At 67.2% G+C, this 15,240-nt stretch carries 16 protein-coding genes; 5 read left to right on the top strand and 11 right to left on the bottom strand.

The window, feature by feature from the left end:
- Nucleotides 1-16 precede the first annotated feature (16 nt).
- Complete coding sequence (locus IU459_RS14715; RefSeq protein WP_195130072.1) at nt 17-949, bottom strand: oxygenase MpaB family protein; 933 nt, start codon at nt 947-949, stop codon at nt 17-19.
- Nucleotides 950-1,346: 397 nt separating this feature from the next.
- Here IU459_RS14715 and IU459_RS14720 point away from each other — a divergent pair, with 397 nt between their 5' ends.
- Nucleotides 1,347-2,000 (top strand): TetR/AcrR family transcriptional regulator, encoded by a 654-nt coding sequence (locus IU459_RS14720; protein ID WP_195130073.1) that lies wholly within the window; start codon nt 1,347-1,349, stop codon nt 1,998-2,000.
- Nucleotides 2,001-2,010: 10 nt separating this feature from the next.
- Here IU459_RS14720 and IU459_RS14725 read toward each other — a convergent pair whose 3' ends face one another.
- The 3 genes from IU459_RS14725 to IU459_RS14735 are packed head-to-tail and all read right to left on the bottom strand — an operon-like array spanning nt 2,011 to nt 3,757.
- Entirely contained in the window at nt 2,011-2,505 is a 495-nt protein-coding gene (locus IU459_RS14725; RefSeq protein WP_195130074.1) for a barstar family protein, read from the bottom strand.
- On the bottom strand, nt 2,505-2,984 hold the full coding sequence (locus tag IU459_RS14730; protein WP_195130075.1) for a ribonuclease domain-containing protein: 480 nt from the start codon (nt 2,982-2,984) through the stop codon (nt 2,505-2,507). The genes IU459_RS14725 and IU459_RS14730 overlap by 1 nt, the downstream gene beginning before the upstream one ends.
- Entirely contained in the window at nt 2,981-3,757 is a 777-nt protein-coding gene (locus IU459_RS14735) for an exodeoxyribonuclease III (RefSeq protein WP_195130076.1), read from the bottom strand. Before IU459_RS14735 ends, IU459_RS14730 begins: the two co-directional genes overlap by 4 nt.
- A 68-nt stretch (nt 3,758-3,825) precedes the next feature.
- Here IU459_RS14735 and IU459_RS14740 point away from each other — a divergent pair, with 68 nt between their 5' ends.
- Nucleotides 3,826-4,746: an alpha/beta fold hydrolase gene (locus IU459_RS14740; RefSeq protein ID WP_195130077.1), complete on the top strand. Its 921-nt coding sequence runs from the start codon at nt 3,826-3,828 to the stop codon at nt 4,744-4,746.
- A 221-nt stretch (nt 4,747-4,967) separates the two neighbouring features.
- Here IU459_RS14740 and IU459_RS14745 read toward each other — a convergent pair whose 3' ends face one another.
- The 5 genes from IU459_RS14745 to IU459_RS14765 are packed head-to-tail and all read right to left on the bottom strand — an operon-like array spanning nt 4,968 to nt 9,747.
- Complete coding sequence (locus tag IU459_RS14745) at nt 4,968-6,221, bottom strand: acyl-CoA dehydrogenase family protein (protein ID WP_195130078.1); 1,254 nt, start codon at nt 6,219-6,221, stop codon at nt 4,968-4,970.
- A 27-nt stretch (nt 6,222-6,248) separates the two neighbouring features.
- Nucleotides 6,249-7,127 carry an SDR family oxidoreductase gene (locus IU459_RS14750; RefSeq protein ID WP_195130079.1) on the bottom strand — a complete coding sequence of 293 codons (879 nt, stop codon included), beginning with the start codon at nt 7,125-7,127 and terminating at the stop codon, nt 6,249-6,251.
- Nucleotides 7,128-7,180: 53 nt separating this feature from the next.
- On the bottom strand, nt 7,181-8,059 hold the full coding sequence (locus IU459_RS14755; protein ID WP_195130080.1) for a MaoC/PaaZ C-terminal domain-containing protein: 879 nt from the start codon (nt 8,057-8,059) through the stop codon (nt 7,181-7,183).
- On the bottom strand, nt 8,056-8,490 hold the full coding sequence (locus IU459_RS14760; protein ID WP_195130081.1) for a type II toxin-antitoxin system Rv0910 family toxin: 435 nt from the start codon (nt 8,488-8,490) through the stop codon (nt 8,056-8,058). The genes IU459_RS14755 and IU459_RS14760 overlap by 4 nt, the downstream gene beginning before the upstream one ends.
- Before the next feature lie 39 nt (nt 8,491-8,529).
- Nucleotides 8,530-9,747, bottom strand: coding sequence for a lipid-transfer protein (locus IU459_RS14765; protein ID WP_195130082.1), 1,218 nt, complete (start codon nt 9,745-9,747; stop codon nt 8,530-8,532).
- A 308-nt stretch (nt 9,748-10,055) separates the two neighbouring features.
- Here IU459_RS14765 and IU459_RS14770 point away from each other — a divergent pair, with 308 nt between their 5' ends.
- Nucleotides 10,056-10,637 (top strand): TetR/AcrR family transcriptional regulator, encoded by a 582-nt coding sequence (locus IU459_RS14770; protein WP_228837951.1) that lies wholly within the window; start codon nt 10,056-10,058, stop codon nt 10,635-10,637.
- A gap of 66 nt (nt 10,638-10,703) precedes the next feature.
- Here IU459_RS14770 and IU459_RS14775 read toward each other — a convergent pair whose 3' ends face one another.
- Entirely contained in the window at nt 10,704-11,312 is a 609-nt protein-coding gene (locus tag IU459_RS14775; protein WP_195130084.1) for a toxin glutamine deamidase domain-containing protein, read from the bottom strand.
- Nucleotides 11,313-11,820: 508 nt separating this feature from the next.
- Between IU459_RS14775 and IU459_RS14780 the strand changes: the two genes are divergently transcribed.
- Entirely contained in the window at nt 11,821-12,771 is a 951-nt protein-coding gene (locus tag IU459_RS14780) for a serine/threonine-protein kinase (RefSeq protein WP_195130085.1), read from the top strand.
- Between the two features lie 114 nt (nt 12,772-12,885).
- Here the strand turns inward: IU459_RS14780 and IU459_RS14785 are convergent, their stop codons facing one another.
- Nucleotides 12,886-14,091 carry an MFS transporter gene (locus IU459_RS14785; protein WP_440446492.1) on the bottom strand — a complete coding sequence of 402 codons (1,206 nt, stop codon included), beginning with the start codon at nt 14,089-14,091 and terminating at the stop codon, nt 12,886-12,888.
- Between the two features lie 451 nt (nt 14,092-14,542).
- On the opposite strand from IU459_RS14785, the gene IU459_RS14790 reads away from it, so the two are divergent.
- Complete coding sequence (locus IU459_RS14790) at nt 14,543-15,130, top strand: DUF6973 domain-containing protein (protein ID WP_195130086.1); 588 nt, start codon at nt 14,543-14,545, stop codon at nt 15,128-15,130.
- The last annotated feature ends 110 nt before the right edge of the window (nt 15,131-15,240 follow it).

The following is a 15,240-nucleotide window of genomic DNA, read 5'->3' on the forward strand; positions in this document are numbered from 1 at the left end:
GATCTTCGCATGCGGCTCAAGCCGAATTTCGCTGCACCCAGTTACGCGGGTCGATCCCGGGCATGCTCGGCCGCCCGCTGCTGACCAGTTCGTGCTCCCGCTTGGAGAGCAACTTGTAGACCGGCGCGCTGGGTCCGGCCAGCGTGCCGCGCAGCACCGGCGGCACCAGCGGAACCGAGACGTGCGCGGTGCGGACTGCCCGCGTCAGCGCCTGGTAGGCGACCTGCTCGGCCACACCCCAGCGCATCCCGTACATCCGCCGGATGCGCGGCGGCAGGCTGCCCTGGACCAGCAGATAGAACGCGGAGGTGACCTGATGCAACGGCACACCCTGCGAGTAGGGCACCCGCTGACCGGCCAGGTAGGAGCCCACCAGCCGCGCCTCGTCGGTGAGGAACACCTCGTCCGAGGCGAGGTAGCCGTCGAAGTAGGCGCGGAAGTCCTGGTAGCTGCCCGGCGCCGCGTCCGAGGGCATGCCGAACAGCTCGGCCCAGCGCACATAGTCCTGGTAGAGCGCCTCGCGCTCGCCGTCGGTCATGGTGCGCACCAGCAGGTCGTACATCACCTCGGCCGAGTCGAAGGTGAACGCCATCGTCATGAACATCAGGTGTGGGTCGAGCGCGGAGTACCGCGTGCCCGCCGGATGCTGGGCGCCCGCCTCCTCGGGCAGCGCGCCACGCACCTTGACGTGCTTCTTCCTGGTGAACGCCAGCGCGCGGTCGGCCTCGGCCTTGCTGCCGAGGAACACCGCCTCGAACAGGTGCCCGGTCAGCGCCAGCCGGGTGTAGGGCGTCATCCGATGCTCGGTGTTCTCCGCGGTGCCGACGTAGAGCAGCGGATGCACCGCGCCGACGACCAGGGCGCGCAAACCGTAGGTGAGTCCTACAACGCGCTTGCTCATCACCCGCCGAATCATCGAGTGATCGCTGAAATAGCCGGGCTCGGACATCGCCGCCTCCTCGTCAAGAGCATCTGGCAATAGCATCTACCAGAATTCCAATTCTGGCAAGAGTCTCTGCCAGAATTGGAACGCACCTGACCTTGCCCATATACGGACTGCACACGGCCACCGAGCCCGTTCGCGAGCCACAATCGGACACTGCGCCTCGGTTGCGCAGCGACATTCGACGCGCCAAGCGTTGGTGAAATCACTCCGATTGCGGACCGCGTAAGCACATCGGCCGAATCCCCGATTTCGAGCGCAGCGAGACCTATGCCGGTTTGCGGCCCGGCTCGCGTCCGAGCGGCCGACGCGCAAGCGACGAAGTCGCAAGCGGCGGTCGCTCGGACGCGAGCCATAGGTGGGCCGCGCACACGCCGAGCCGAAGGCGCGGCAAAATAACACAGTGACTGCGCAACGAACTTACGGCGGGATATCCGCTCAGGAGCGCCGGGCGCAGCGGCGCGTGGCGTTGCTGGAGGCGGCGCTGGAGATCATCGGGACCGAGGGGCTGGAGAAACTGACCGTCTCGGGGCTGTGCGCGCGGGCCGGGTTGAACGAGCGGTACTACTACGAGAATTTCGACAGCCGTGATGCCGTACTCGCCGCCCTGATCGACAAGATCGCCGAGGAACTGGCGGACGCCATCCTCGCGGCCGTGCGCGCCGCCCAGGACGGATCCGTCCGGACGCCGGACACCCGCGCCACCGCGCATGCCGCGATCACCGCGGGCGTGCACCTGCTCACCGACGACCCACGTAAAGCGAAGGTCGCGCTGGTCGCGGGCATGGCGACGCCGGAACTGCGCGCCCGCACCACCGAAACGGTGCGCGTGTTCGCGCGAATGGTGGCCGCGGAAGGCATCGACTTCTACCGGATCGGTGCCGCCGCCCCGGACCCGGCGATCGACTTCCGTGCCATGTATCTGGTCGGGGGGCTGGTGCAGACGCTGACCGCCTGGCTACACGGCGATCTGGAGCTCAGCCGCGACGAACTGATCGAGCACACCGTCGAGGTGTTCGTCCTGCTCGGCGAGGATCTGGCGAGCAAACTGCGGTGAGCGCCGGGCGTTACATTCGCAGCGACACGTCCTGGAGGTCGGGCGCGTCACCTTGCAGGACGACCCGAAAGAGCACGTCGCGCCGCGACCAATAGGCCGCGCAATCGCGCATCGCCTCGGCGAACCAGTCGCGTTCGACCAGTTCATCGGTGAGCAACCCGGCCGAGTCGCGCACCACGGCAACGTATCCGGCCGCTTCGCCGATGAAGTCGTCCAAGTCGCGCAGGCATTCGTCGAACGCGTCCTTGTTCTCACCGAAGTAGTACGGGAACTGGAACGCGGCGGCGAACTCGTCGAAAACCCGCGCTGTGGTGGGCATCTTCGTGCCGCGTACCTCGCGCACCAGATATCCCGAAGGCGCCCGGTCGCGCACCGCGCTGAACTCGGCGGCGTCGAGCGCGAGGGTTCCGAACGTGACGCCGGGCGGAGCCAGCGCGGGGCTGGGCAGTACGTCCTCCGCGTCGGGACGGGCAAGGAACTGCGACAGCGTGACGGTCTTTGTCATCAGCGCATCCTCGTGAAGGTCTTGTAGTGGTCGCCGGTGTACCAGGCCGAGCCGTCGCTGCCGGTGACGATGCGTTCGGCGTCGCGGGATCGTCCGGGTTGCTTCGGGTTGACGTCCCATTCCTGGTAGGTGATCGGCTTACCAGTGGAGTCGGTCGCGGGCAGGTCGCCGCCGCGGTTCATCCAGCGTTCGCCACCCTTGGTGCCGGGGGCGTTCGCCGAGTCGGGCCAGCGGCCCGCATCGATCTCCCGCAGCGTGGCGTAGGCGCGCTGCGGGACACCGGCCGCGTGGGTGACCGGGGACGCGCTGTCCACGCCGCGCGGCACGGCGACGGACGCGGCGGCGCTGCTCGTAGTGGGACCGACTGAGGAGGTGGTGACCTCCGTGCCGCCGCGCAGGGCGAGCACCGCGACGATCAGCGCGAGCGCGACCGCCCCGATGACGCCGAGGCCGCGAATCATCTTCGGAGAAAGGTTCATCGGTACTGCACCGTGACGGGCGAGTGGTCCGACCAGCGCTGATCGTAGGCGGCCGCGCGATCCACCACCGCCGCTTTGGCGCGGGTGGCGAGATCGCCTCGGGCCAGGTGGTAGTCGATGCGCCATCCGCTGTCGTTGTCGAACGCGCGACCGCGGTAGGACCACCAGCTGTACGGACCGTCCACGCCGGGATGCAGCCCGCGCACCACGTCGACGTAGCCCGCGGCCAGCAGCTCATCGATCCAGGCGCGCTCCTGCGGCAGGAACCCGGCCGATTTCAGGTTGCCCTTCCAGTTCTTCAGATCGCGCTCGGTATGCGCGATGTTCCAGTCCCCCGCCACCACGAAATCTCCGGTCCGCGCGGTCAGGTAGGCGCCGAGCTCGGCCATGAAGCGGTACTTCTCATCCTGGCGCACGGTGCCCGCGTCGCCGGAGTGCACGTACACACTCGCGACTGTGATGTCGTCGAACTCGGCCTCGACGTAGCGGCCCGCGGCTCCGAACTCGATGCTGCCGAAGCCGATTCGCACAGCACGCGGTGCGCGCCTGGACAGGATGCCGACACCGGCGCGCCCCTTGGACTCCGGCTCGGCGTGCGACAGCTGCCATCCCGCGTCGAGCGCGGGCGCCAGCGCGGCCCGCACCTGCTCGTCGGTGGCGCGCGTTTCCTGCACGCAGACGATGTCGGCCTCGGTCACCGCGAGCCAGGCGAGCAGGCCCTTGCCCGCGGCCGCGCGGACACCGTTCACGTTCACTGTCGAGATGTAGGGCACTCCTCGACCGTACAATGCTGGTCTGATGAAGTCCCCCGGACACCGCCGTCCAGGAAGGGGTGAAGACGATGTCGTCCGACGCCTCCAAGTCCTCCTCCGCCGCCGATCGCCCCGGCGCCCCCGCACGAACCGCCGCCGCACGCGGGTCCGCTAAGGCGCCGAACCCGCTCCAGCCGATCAAGGCTCTGCACGTCGGTTCCGGTGACCCGCTGCTGTTGCTGCACGGATTCATGATGTCGCCGCACTGCTGGGAACAGACCGCGGCGCGGCTGGCGACGCACTGCGAGGTGTTCGCGCCCGCGTTCGCGGGTCACTGGGGCGGGGCACCCCTGGACGGCCGGCCCGTCGACGTGCAGTTCCTCGCCGACCGGGTCTGCGATCAGCTCGACGAATTGGGCTGGCGCACCTGCCATATCGCGGGCAATTCACTCGGCGGCTGGGTCGGCGTCGAACTCGCCCGGCGCGGGCGCGCCCGCACGCTGACGCTGATCGCGCCCGCGGGCGGCTGGCACGGGCCCTCGCTGACTCAGGTACGGATCAACCTGAAATTCCTCTCCATGGTTCCGCTCATCGAGATCGGCAAGCTCCTGGGGGGATTTGCGGCTCGCAATCCACTCGTCCAGCGCATCGCCCTGCTCCCGCTGAGCAAGCACCCGTCCGCGGTGTCGCGGCGCGACGCCGCCGCCGCCATCACGGCCGCGCTGAACTGCCCGGTCATGCTTCCGATGATCATCAGCGCGCTGCGTGCGCCGGGACAGGACGACCTGTCCACGCTGCGGACGCCGGTCCGGCTGCTGCTGTCGGAGTACGACCGGGTGATCCCCAACCGCGTCTACGCCCGCCGCTACCTGAAGGAACTCCCCCAATCCGCCGACCGCATCCTGGTCAACGGCGTCGGCCACGTGCCCATGCTCGAGGCGCCCGACCGCATCGCCACCCTCATCGCCGAGCACGTCTACGCCAGCCGCACCCGCTTGCGCGCGATCTGAGCTGTGTTGGATTGGCAGCGCCTGCGGCGCTGCGTGCTCGCGGCCCCCTCATGGCTCACGTCCGAGCGACCGCCGCTAGCGACTGTGTCGCGGACGCGACGGCCAATCGGACGCGAGCCGGGCCGCGAACGGGCAATGCACGATCTCGCTGCGCTCGAAAGCGGGAGTTGTGCCGATGTGGTCGCGGGCAGGCGCGGCGTCGACACGCGCCCGTCCGGAGATCACCGCGCGAGCAGGCCCTTGGCGATGTGGGTCACTTGAATCTCGTTGCTGCCCGCGTAGATCATCAGCGACTTCGCGTCGCGGGCGAGCTGCTCGACGCGATATTCCGTCATGTACCCATTGCCGCCGAAGAGCTGCACCGCCTCCATGGCGACCTCGGTCGCCGCCTCGGACGCGTACAGCTTCATCGCGGACGCTTCGGCGAGCGTCGGCGGCTTGCCCGCCTTGCCGCGCTCCAGCGTGTTGAACACCATGTTCTGCACGTTGATCCGCGCGATCTCCATTTTCGCCAGCTTCAGCTGGACCAGCTGGAACCGCCCGATCTCCTGGCCCCAGAGCTTGCGGCTCTTGGCGTACTCGACACACAGCCGATGGCATTCGTTGATGATGCCCAGCGCCATGAAGGCCACGCCGATGCGCTCGGCGGTGAAACTGGAGCGGGCGCTCTCCCTGCCGTCGCCGCCCTTGTGCTCCTCGGTCTCGCCGAGCAGCCGGTCTCGCCCGACGCGCACGTTGTCGAAGAACAGCTCTCCAGTTGGTGAGGCGTGCAGCCCCATCTTCTTGAACGGCTTGCCCTGGGTGAGGCCGGGCATGCCCTTGTCGAGCACGAAGGTGAGCACCTTGCGTTCGCGCCTGTCCCCGCCCGCCCCGTCGTCGAGCTTCGCGTAGACGATCATCACGTCGGCGTAGGGGCCGTTGGTGATGAAGGTCTTCTGACCGTTGAGCAGGTAGTCCTCGCCGTCGCGCTTGACGTAGGTCTTCATTCCGCCGAACGCGTCCGAGCCGGAATCCGGTTCTGTGATCGCCCACGCGGCCACCTTCCGCATCGTGACGATGTCCGCCAGCCAGCGCTGCTTCTGCGCAGGCGTGCCGCGCGACATGATGGTGGTGGCGCCGAGGCCGATGCTCACCCCCAGCGCGGTCACCAAGCCCATGCACACCCCGGACAACTCGCTGATCAGCACCGCCATCAGCGATTCCTGTCCGGCGAACGGACTCGTCCTCGCTTTCTTCTCCGGCTTCGGCTCCCCCGCGGCGGCGGCCGCCGCTCGTTCCTCCTGCTTGGCCAGCATCTTCTGCACGGCCTCGCCGCCCATGACGTCTATGCCGAACTCGGCGAACAGTTTGCGGATGATCGGGTACGGCGGCAGTTCGCCGCTGTCGAGCGCGTCCAGGTTGGGGCGGATCTCCTTGTCGATGAACGCCCGCACGGCATCACGGATCAGCAGATCGGTGTCGGACCATTCGAACATCGTCGTTCTCCTCACGTTCCGCCGAGGTCAGGGCAGCCGGGCGGCGATGTCGTCGATCAGCCACGGGCCCTCGGTCTCGATGGTCTTTACATCGTGCCAACTGGCCAGCTCGGAGATCGCACCGCCCTGCACCGCGAACACTTTGCCGGTGATCGGGCAGGATTCCGCGGCCAGGTAGGCGACCAGCGGTGCGATATTTGCCGGGCTGAACGCGTCGAATCCGCCGTCGGCGGCCGCCTCCGCCTCGGCCGCCATCATCTCGCCCATGCCGGGGGTCGCCAGTGTCAGCCGAGTGCGCGCGATCGGCGCGATCGCGTTGACCCGCACGCCGTAGCGCGCCAGCTCGTCGGCGGCGACCAGGGTCAGCGCGGCGATCCCGGCCTTGGCCGCGCCGTAGTTCGCCTGGCCCGGATTCGGGATTGTCGTGCCGGAGGCGGAAGCGGTGTTGATCACGGCGGCCTTGGGCTGATCGCCGGCCTTGGACTGCTGCTTCCAGTGGGCGGCGGCATGGTGCAGCACGGCGGCATGGCCCTTGAGGTGCACGGCGATCACCGCATCCCACTGCGCCTCGGTCATGCCCGCGATGAAGGCGTCGCGCAGGATGCCCGCGTTGTTCACCACGACGTCGAGCCCGCCGAATTCCGAAACCGCCTGGGCGACAAGCTTTTGCGCGCCGTCCCAGGTGGCGACGTCGTCGGAGTTGGACACTGCTGTGCCGCCCGCCGCGACGATCTCGCGCACCACCTCCTGAGCGGGCCCGGAGTCGGCGCCCTCGCCCGCATTGCTGCCGCCGAGGTCGTTGACGACCACCGCGGCGCCTTCCTTCGCGAACAGCAGCGCGTGCTCGCGGCCGATGCCGCGGCCCGCACCCGTGATGACGGCGACCCGTCCGGCCAGTGCGCCCATGTGTTGTCTCCTGAAGTCGTTGGGTGGGGGCGGCGGAGTCCGTACCGCCGCTGTCAGTCGGCGATCTCGGCCAGCCCGTCGCTGAGCACGATGTCGTCGCCGCGCACGGTCTCGAACGCGTAGCTGGTCACGCCGCCGGCCGAAGCGGTCTTCCAGATCCGGGTCGTCAGATCGTCGCCGGGAAAGACCAGCTTGGCGAAGCGCACCGCGAATCGCTTCATCCGGTGCACGTCCGACACCGCGACCTCGGTGAGCACCGCCCAGGATGCGAAGGCCATGGTGCACAGCCCGTGCGCGATGATGCCGGGCAGCCCGGCGTCCTTGGCGACCTGTTCGTCCAGGTGCAGCGGCACCGGGTCGCCGGAAGCCGGCGCGTAACGGAAGGTCTGGTCGTGGTCGACGTGCTGCGCCACGACGGCGATGGGGTCTCGGCCGCGCAGCCGTTCGTCGAACTTGTGCACCGGAGCGGCTTCGCCGACCGTCTTGCCCGCATCGATATTGCGGAAGAACGCGGTCAGGTACTGATCGTTGACCGGTTCGCCTGTCTCGGTGCGGCATTCGATCCGGATGGTGATGGTCGTCCCGGTGGAGCGGCTGGTGTAGCCGACCGCCTTTGCGCGCGACACCAGCCGCTCACCCGGGCGAATCGCACGATGGAAGTGGAAGTCCTGCTCCCCGTGGACGACCCGGCCGAAGATGTCCATCGGCGCGACATCGATCACCGGCATCATAATGGCCTCGAAGACCGGGACGATGGCGAAGACCGGCGGGGCGACCGCGCCCTCGAGATGCGCCGCGATCGGATCGTTCGTCGCCGCGGCGTACTGCGCGATGCGCTCGGCGGTGACCTCGAAACGCTCTTCCTCGCACCAGGTCTCCAGTCCCGCGTCATCGAACTCGACCAGGCGGGCGACGGTGGAATCGGATGTCATGCCGAGGCCAAGGCATCGAGTTGTGCCAGCGATCGGTCCAGCTGTTTGATGCCGTCCTTCTCCACCGCCTTGCCCAGCGCACCCTTGATCAGCGCACCCTCGAAATCGCCGGACACCAGGATCGTGCTCCCGTCGCCGTTGGGCTGGATGTCGAAGGTGAATTCGGTCTTCACCCCCGCCATACCGGTGCCACCCAGGGTCAGTCTGTGCGGCGCCGCCACCGAGACGATGGTCCACTCCAGCTTGTTCGCCATGCCCAGCATGACGATCTTGGCGACCAGCTTCGCGCCTTTACTCAGCACGGCGGGCGGCTCCTCCATGAACCGCTCATGGATGGTGAACCACTTGTCCCAGGTCTGCGGGTCGGAGACGACCGCCCACAGCGCCTCGGGCGCGGCGTTCACGTTCTTGGTGGCTTCGATGTGTCCCATGGGTCTTGTTCCTCGAATTATTTTGCGGCAGAGACAAACTCAGCGAACAGCACGCTGGTAGGCGGTGACGACGGCGGCGCCGCCGAGGCCGATGTTGTGTTGCAGGGCGGCGGTGACGTTGTCCACCTGGCGCTTGTCCGCGGTGCCGCGCAGCTGCCAGGTCAACTCGGCGCACTGCGCCAGACCGGTCGCGCCGAGCGGATGGCCCTTGGAGATCAAGCCGCCGGACGGATTCACCACCCAGCTGCCGCCGTAGGTGGTGCGGTTGTCGTCGATCAACCGCCCTGCCTCGCCCTCCCCGCACAGGCCGAGCGCTTCGTAGAGCAACAGTTCGTTGGCGGAGAAGCAGTCGTGCAGCTCGATGACCTGGAAGTCTTCCGGGCCGAGACCCGACTGCTGGTAGACCTTCCGCGCCGCTTGGACATTCATGTCGTAGCCGATGATGTTCTTGGCGGTGTCGTCGAAGGTCGAGGCGAAGTCGGTGGTCATCGCCTGGCCGACGATCTCCACCGCCTGCCCGGCGAGATCGTGGGCGTCCACGAACTCCTCGCTCGCCAGGATCACCGCACCGGATCCGTCGGAGGTCGGCGAGCACTGCAGTTTGGTGAGCGGGTCGTAGATCATCCGGGAGGCGAGGATGTCGTCGAGCGTGTACTCGTCCTGGAACTGCGAGTACGGGTTGTTCACCGAGTGCTTGTGGTTCTTGTAGCCGATCTTCGCGAAGTGCTCGGCCGTGGTGCCGTACTGCTTCATGTGCTCGCGGCCCGCCGCGCCGAACATCCACGGCGCCACGGGGAACAGCACCTCGGAAATCTCGGCGAGCGCCATGATGTGCTTGGCCATCGGCTGCTCGCGGTCGTCCCAGGTGGAACCGAGCGAGCCGGGCTGCATCTTCTCGAAGCCCAGCGCCAGCGTGCATTCGGCCAGCCCACCGCGGATCGCCTGCGCCGCGAGATACAGCGCCGTGGAGCCGGTGGAACAGTTGTTGTTCACGTTGACCACCGGGATGCCGGTCATGCCGAGTTCGTAGACGGCGCGCTGCCCGGAGGTGGATTCGCCGTAGACGTAGCCGACGTAGGCCTGGTCCACCAGGTCGTAGGCGATGCCCGCGTCCGCGAGCGCCTTGGTGCCCGATTCCTTGGCCATGTCGGGGTAGTCCCAGGCCCGCGACGTGCCGTCGGCTTCCTCCACTTGGCGGCGGCCCGGCTTCTCGAACTTCGTCATGCCGACACCGACGACGTAGACCTTGTTCGTCATCGAACTCCTCAGGTTGTGCGTGCACCGCGGGGCGGGAACCAGCTGGAAACAAACATACAAATTTGTATGTAACTGGGCAAGGGTTGGATGGGAGGCAGCGGGTAGAAAGCGGATGACCAGCGGATTGCGTCTCGGCTGTCACATACAGTGAAACGTGTATGTCCGTGGGGGCTGGTCCATGGAGTTCGACAGGACCAGCCCTGCGCGACCGGAACATGCAGCACTGTATGTAAGTGTAAGATCGGCAGGTGGCCAGGAGCGTAGACGTGAAGCAGCAGCGCCGGACGCAGGAGCAGCGCAGCAGCGAGATGCGCACCCGGTTGCTGGACGCGACCGTGGACTGCCTGGTCGAGTACGGGTACGCGGGCACAACGACGCCGCGGGTAGCCGAACGGGCCGGGGTGACCCGCGGGGCTCAAGTGCATCACTTCGGCTCGAAAACCGATCTGGTGGTGGCCGCGATCAGCCATCTGGCGCAACTGCGGGCGGAGACCGCCATGCGGGAGATGTCCCGGGTGGAAGCCGGTGACGATCCGGTGGCGGCGGCGCTGGAGTTCCTGTGGGATCTGCACCAGGGTCCGCTGTTCATCGCGACCGTCGAACTGTGGGTGGCCGGGCGAACCGATCCGGTGCTGGCCGCGGCGATGGAGAAGGTCGAGCCGTTCGTCAACAACGCCGTCTTGATGGCGGTGGCCCGTTTCGTGCCGGACGACGTGCGCCGCAAGGAGGCGCGCGACTTCATCTACACGGCCATGGACGCACTGCGCGGCATCCTCATCTCGAATTTCATCGATCCGGATACCGAACGCGCCCAGCGCCGCTGGCGCCGCGCCTCAGCGCATCTGCACGAGATCGCCGGCCGGGCCCTCGCCGGCCGCCGCGCCGAATAGTTCTCTCCGGACGGACCGATAGCCGCCCGCGAACCCGACTGCCGCGGCGCCGCCGAAGGCGACATGTCATGCGCCGTGCATCGGGAACACGACGTAGTAGTCCCCGTCGGGAATGATGTTCTGATCTGTCACGGTGCCGGTCTGGCCGTCGAGATAGTAGATCTCGCCGTCGATGTTGGCGACGTTGTAGTGATGCCCGAAGGCATCGGAGTATCGGTTTCCCGACATGATCCCGTTCTGGCCGGGCTGACGCAGCTGCTCCGATATCGCTTCGTGTATCTCGTGGTGGCTGTCGCCATGGAAACGTTCCGTCGAGGGCTCGATGAACTTCTGGGCGCCGCTCGGACCGGCCACCGCCGGGCGCCCGGCCAGAATGTCACGCACCGCCCACGAGCACTCCATGCAGTTGCCCGCCGTCCGTGACCGCGTCGGGTTGACCAGCCGCAGTAGTTCGCGCACTTCATCGAGTGTCGGTGGCCGGTCACCGATCCGGGACAGGATCGTGGCCTGTGCGTCGTAGGCTCGCCGCATGGCATCCGCCTCCGCCGGCGTCGGCTGATGCGCGTTGCGAATCAACCTGGACACGCCTGCCGGGCGTATCTCGGCGAGCGGCACGGCAATCGAGTTGCTGAATCGCTCGGGTGCGGGCGCGAATCCTCCGGTCTCGGGAGCCATACCAGCCACCTTTGCCGCGCCTTCCCTATCGGCCCGCTCCAAATCTTCCGCCACTTGGCGCAAAGGCTCACTCTTCGCTCGGTACAACTGATTCAGTGCCTCGCCGGCGGTGGGTCGCTCGTCCGCGGAGTCCTTCGCGGTGCCGAGCAAACTCTTCAATCTTCGGCGTACCTCGTCCCAGGCAGCGAACAGTGGCCTGCTCATACCGAATTCGGCAAACCCCGGGAACTCATACGGCCCACGGTGCTACGGGCCGCTTACAGTCGGCTTGCCGTTGCCTTGCAACGGCCCGTCAGCCGGTCATCTCCTCGGGACGCCGTATCCAACCCAGGTCGACGCGCTATGGCTACGGTGCACAGCTGCCGTGGGCCTGAAGATGGCCCACCCACGCCCTCTGATCAGGACATGGGAGCCGAGCATCGCGTCGGTAACAATCGGTTCTCGGGCACTCCCAGTCCGGGGAGGGTGGGTAGCCCACAATGCGGGCCGCGCTGACTATGGTGAGGCGGTGGCACTCGAGCCAGGTGATCGGTTTGCGGGATTCGTTGTGAAGGCCCGGCTCGGCCATGGCGGCAGCAGCGAGGTGTATCTGGCCGAGGATCCGGTGCGGTCGCGGCCTGTGTCACTGAAGATTCTGGGGCCGGAGGACAGCGCGTCACCGGAGGCGCGTGCACGATTTCTGCACGAGTTCGACATCCTGTCCGCGCTGCGACACCCGAATATCGTGCGGATGTACGCACACGGTGAAACCGAGGGCAGGCTGTGGTCGGCGCGCGAGTACGTGGCAGGCGCGACCGTTTCGAGGTTGGTGCGGATGCCGCACCAACCTCCGGACCTGCGGCGGGTGCTGCACGTGCTGACCCACATCGCGGCAGGACTGGATTTCGCCCACGCCAACGACGTGGTCCATCTCGACGTCAAACCGGCGAACGTGTTGGCCGGCACGGACGACCCTGCGACGGTGAAGATCTCCGACTTCGATCAGGGCCGGTGGCTGCATCGGCCCGAGCCACCCTTGGCCGCCAATGGTTTCGTCGTCGTATCGGTGCCGTACGCCGCACCGGAACTGCTGCAAGCGGGCACGGTGTCCCCCGCGACGGACCAGTACGCGCTGGCCTGCTCGGCCGTCGAACTGCTCACCGGCCGCCCACCGTTCCCCCGCGCGAACCTCATGGCCACCGCAGAGGCCCACCTGCACGACCCGCCCCCCGCTATCTCCGACCGCCAACGCTGGATCCCGCCCCAGGTCGACGCGATCCTGCACCGGTCGCTCGCAAAAGACCCCGGCGCCCGCTACAACTCGTGCACTGAACCCGTCCGCCTGCTCACCGAGGCACTCCACGACATAGACCCCCGCCCCCTCGCCCCCTTACTCAACCGGCTGAAAGTGGCATCGCACCGACTGAACGCCACCTTCAGACGCAAAGAAGGAGAGGAACAGACACAGGCGCAGTCATGAACCCAATAGGTCCGATTCGACGCCTATCACCTCCCGACCCAGCGCCGCCGCCTCGAGAGGCCGCGTTGCCATGCGACGCCCCGGCAACCTGCGGACCGCAGCAACTGAACCGATCTATGCGTCGCCTCGGCGCGCGGCCCAGACCGTCGCGGTGAACAGCAGCACGCCCGTCGCGGCCAGGGCGGCGCCGACCAGGGACGGAGCCGTATAGCCGAAGCCTGCGGCGATCACCAGGCCGCCGAGCCAGGCGCCCGCTGCGTTGGCGATGTTCAGGGCGGCGTGGTTGAGGGCGGCGGCGAGGGTTTGGGCGTCGGCGGCGACGTCCATCAGGCGGGTTTGCAGGGCGGGTGCCAGCGCAGCTCCGGAGGCTCCGACCAGCAATGCGCCGAAGGCCGCGGTGTAGGGGCTGTGCGCGGCGAGGGCGAAGCCACCGAGGATGGCGGTCATGGCGATCATCGCCGCGTGGATCGCGCGGTCCACGCCGCGGTCGGCGAGGACGCCGCCGATGATGTTGCCGATCACCATGCCGATGCCGAACAGCATCAGCACCAGCGGCACCAGTCCGGCCCGCAGACCCGCGACGTCGGTGAGCGTGGTGGCGATGTAGGTGTAGACGGCGAACATGCCGCCGAAGCCGACGGCCCCGACCAGCAGCGTCAACAGCACCTGCGAGCGCCGCAGGGCGCCGAGCTCGGTCATCGGGTTGGTCACGGCGATGCCGGTGAGTTCGGGGACGAAGCGCAGCAGGGCCGCGACGGTGGTCACGCCGATCACCGCGACCACGACGAATGCGTCGCGCCAGCCGAGATGCTGGCCGAGCCAGGTAGCTGCGGGAACGCCGACAACGTTGGCGGCGCTCAAACCCAGCATAACCCCAGCAACCGCCTTCGCTCGCTGCCCCACTGGGGCGAGCGTCGCGGCGGCCAGCGAGGCGACGCCGAAGTAGGCACCATGCGGCAACCCCGAGACGAACCGCGCCAGCACCAACGTCTGGAACGACGGCGCCAGCACCGTGGCCGCGTTACCCAGCGTGAACGCCACCATGAGCGCGATGAGCAGCCGCTTGCGCGCGACCCGCGCGCACAGCGCCGCGATCAGCGGTGCACCGATCACCACACCGAGCGCGTACGCCGACACCGCGTGCCCCGCGGTCGGCTCGGAGACATTCATGGCCGAGGCGATATCCGGCAGCAAACCCATGGTGACGAACTCGGTGGTCCCGATCCCGAATCCACCGAGCGCCAATGCCAGCATGGCGGGCACGTGCCAATCGGTGCGCTCAGGACGCGTGCTGATGCGGGTGGCGACAGGAGTGCTCACGTGTTCATGTAACCGTCCGGCAGCCGCGTTCGCTTCCCGAGCTAACGTGAGTCCGCCCACCGTATCGGCGCGAAACCAGATGTTCAGCAACCCAAATGCCCGTCTCAGCCTGGGATGGATCCAACCTGCACACAGCTCCAATTGCCGCACTGTCGAGTTCGCCGATGACCGACAAGGAGCCGCCTGCCCAGGGCCGTCATGATCCGGAGGGCAGTCCCGGAGAACCGAAGAACGGAACGTATTGGTGAACCTGGGTGTGGAGCCGGGGCGAGCAGCGGCTCGCGAAACCCGGCAATCTCGGCGACGAGCACAGCGATCTGTGAGCCGATACATCTCGACATGTTCGGAATGAGCTGAATCCGCCATCGTTCAGCGGTCAGGACACCGAGGGCACTTATGTGGCACAGAGCCGGGCTAGCGTCACAGTGACGGCTATGCCGAGTACGTCACCGTGAGTGAAGCTGGGATGCTCGACCGGCTCAGCCTGGGCGACAAGCTCCGGTTCTTCGAGATCCAGCAAGACGCCAAGAGAACTTGCGAGGCTCTCTACCCCGACTCATACATCGGCGAGGACGGCAAAAAGACCGTCGACACTCAAGCCAACCACGCCGATGCCTTCCGCCACACCTACTGGAACGCTCGGATGACCGAGGAGTTCGGCGAGCAGTGGACCAAGGAATACGCCTCGAAGCACGAAGGCAGGGCAGACAACGCCGCCGTGCGCGAGGCCATGGACCTGCACAACAACGAACTCGGGCGCAAGATCGCCATGGAGAATCCTGGCGCAAGCCGGGCAGAGCTGCGCGACCTCGTCAAGGACGCCGTCGATCGCGGTGACGCCGTGTTCATCGATCAGAATCAGCAGCTGAACTGGACCATCAAGGTCTCACCTGACCAAGATGTGGACTCGGATGCATACGATGCCAACAGGAAGTGCTGCGCCTTCCGGGTTCCCCCACATCCGACAACCAACCATCGCCCAAATAGTCGCCACTACTATCTCAGCAGATGCGGAAAGGACTTGGCCAGTCCCCGATAACGCGACCACCCGGTAGTAGAGCCCGGGTTGTTTCGTCTGTTGTCAGTTGATCCGACAGTCCACCGGGTGGTGGGTGTGGGTGCAGGCCGCAGCGTACTCGGCCGGTGTCC

Origin of the sequence: Nocardia amamiensis, assembly GCF_015477605.1 — a bacterium.
In the GTDB taxonomy this organism is placed as follows: Bacteria; Actinomycetota; Actinomycetes; order Mycobacteriales; family Mycobacteriaceae; genus Nocardia; species Nocardia amamiensis_A.

Excerpts from the sequence above, each read along its gene's own strand:
- IU459_RS14730 (WP_195130075.1), bottom strand. The coding sequence starts at position 2,984 with ATGAACCTTTCTCCGAAGATGATTCGCGGCCTCGGCGTCATCGGGGCG.
- IU459_RS14725 (WP_195130074.1), bottom strand. The coding sequence starts at position 2,505 with ATGACAAAGACCGTCACGCTGTCGCAGTTCCTTGCCCGTCCCGACGCG.
- IU459_RS14745 (WP_195130078.1), bottom strand. The coding sequence starts at position 6,221 with ATGTTCGAATGGTCCGACACCGATCTGCTGATCCGTGATGCCGTGCGG.
- IU459_RS14765 (WP_195130082.1), bottom strand. The coding sequence starts at position 9,747 with ATGACGAACAAGGTCTACGTCGTCGGTGTCGGCATGACGAAGTTCGAG.
- IU459_RS14715 (WP_195130072.1), bottom strand. The coding sequence starts at position 949 with ATGTCCGAGCCCGGCTATTTCAGCGATCACTCGATGATTCGGCGGGTG.
- IU459_RS14740 (WP_195130077.1), top strand. The coding sequence starts at position 3,826 with ATGTCGTCCGACGCCTCCAAGTCCTCCTCCGCCGCCGATCGCCCCGGC.
- IU459_RS14755 (WP_195130080.1), bottom strand. The coding sequence starts at position 8,059 with ATGACATCCGATTCCACCGTCGCCCGCCTGGTCGAGTTCGATGACGCG.
- IU459_RS14770 (WP_228837951.1), top strand. The coding sequence starts at position 10,056 with ATGCGCACCCGGTTGCTGGACGCGACCGTGGACTGCCTGGTCGAGTAC.
- IU459_RS14750 (WP_195130079.1), bottom strand. The coding sequence starts at position 7,127 with ATGGGCGCACTGGCCGGACGGGTCGCCGTCATCACGGGTGCGGGCCGC.
- IU459_RS14775 (WP_195130084.1), bottom strand. The coding sequence starts at position 11,312 with ATGGCTCCCGAGACCGGAGGATTCGCGCCCGCACCCGAGCGATTCAGC.
- IU459_RS14760 (WP_195130081.1), bottom strand. The coding sequence starts at position 8,490 with ATGGGACACATCGAAGCCACCAAGAACGTGAACGCCGCGCCCGAGGCG.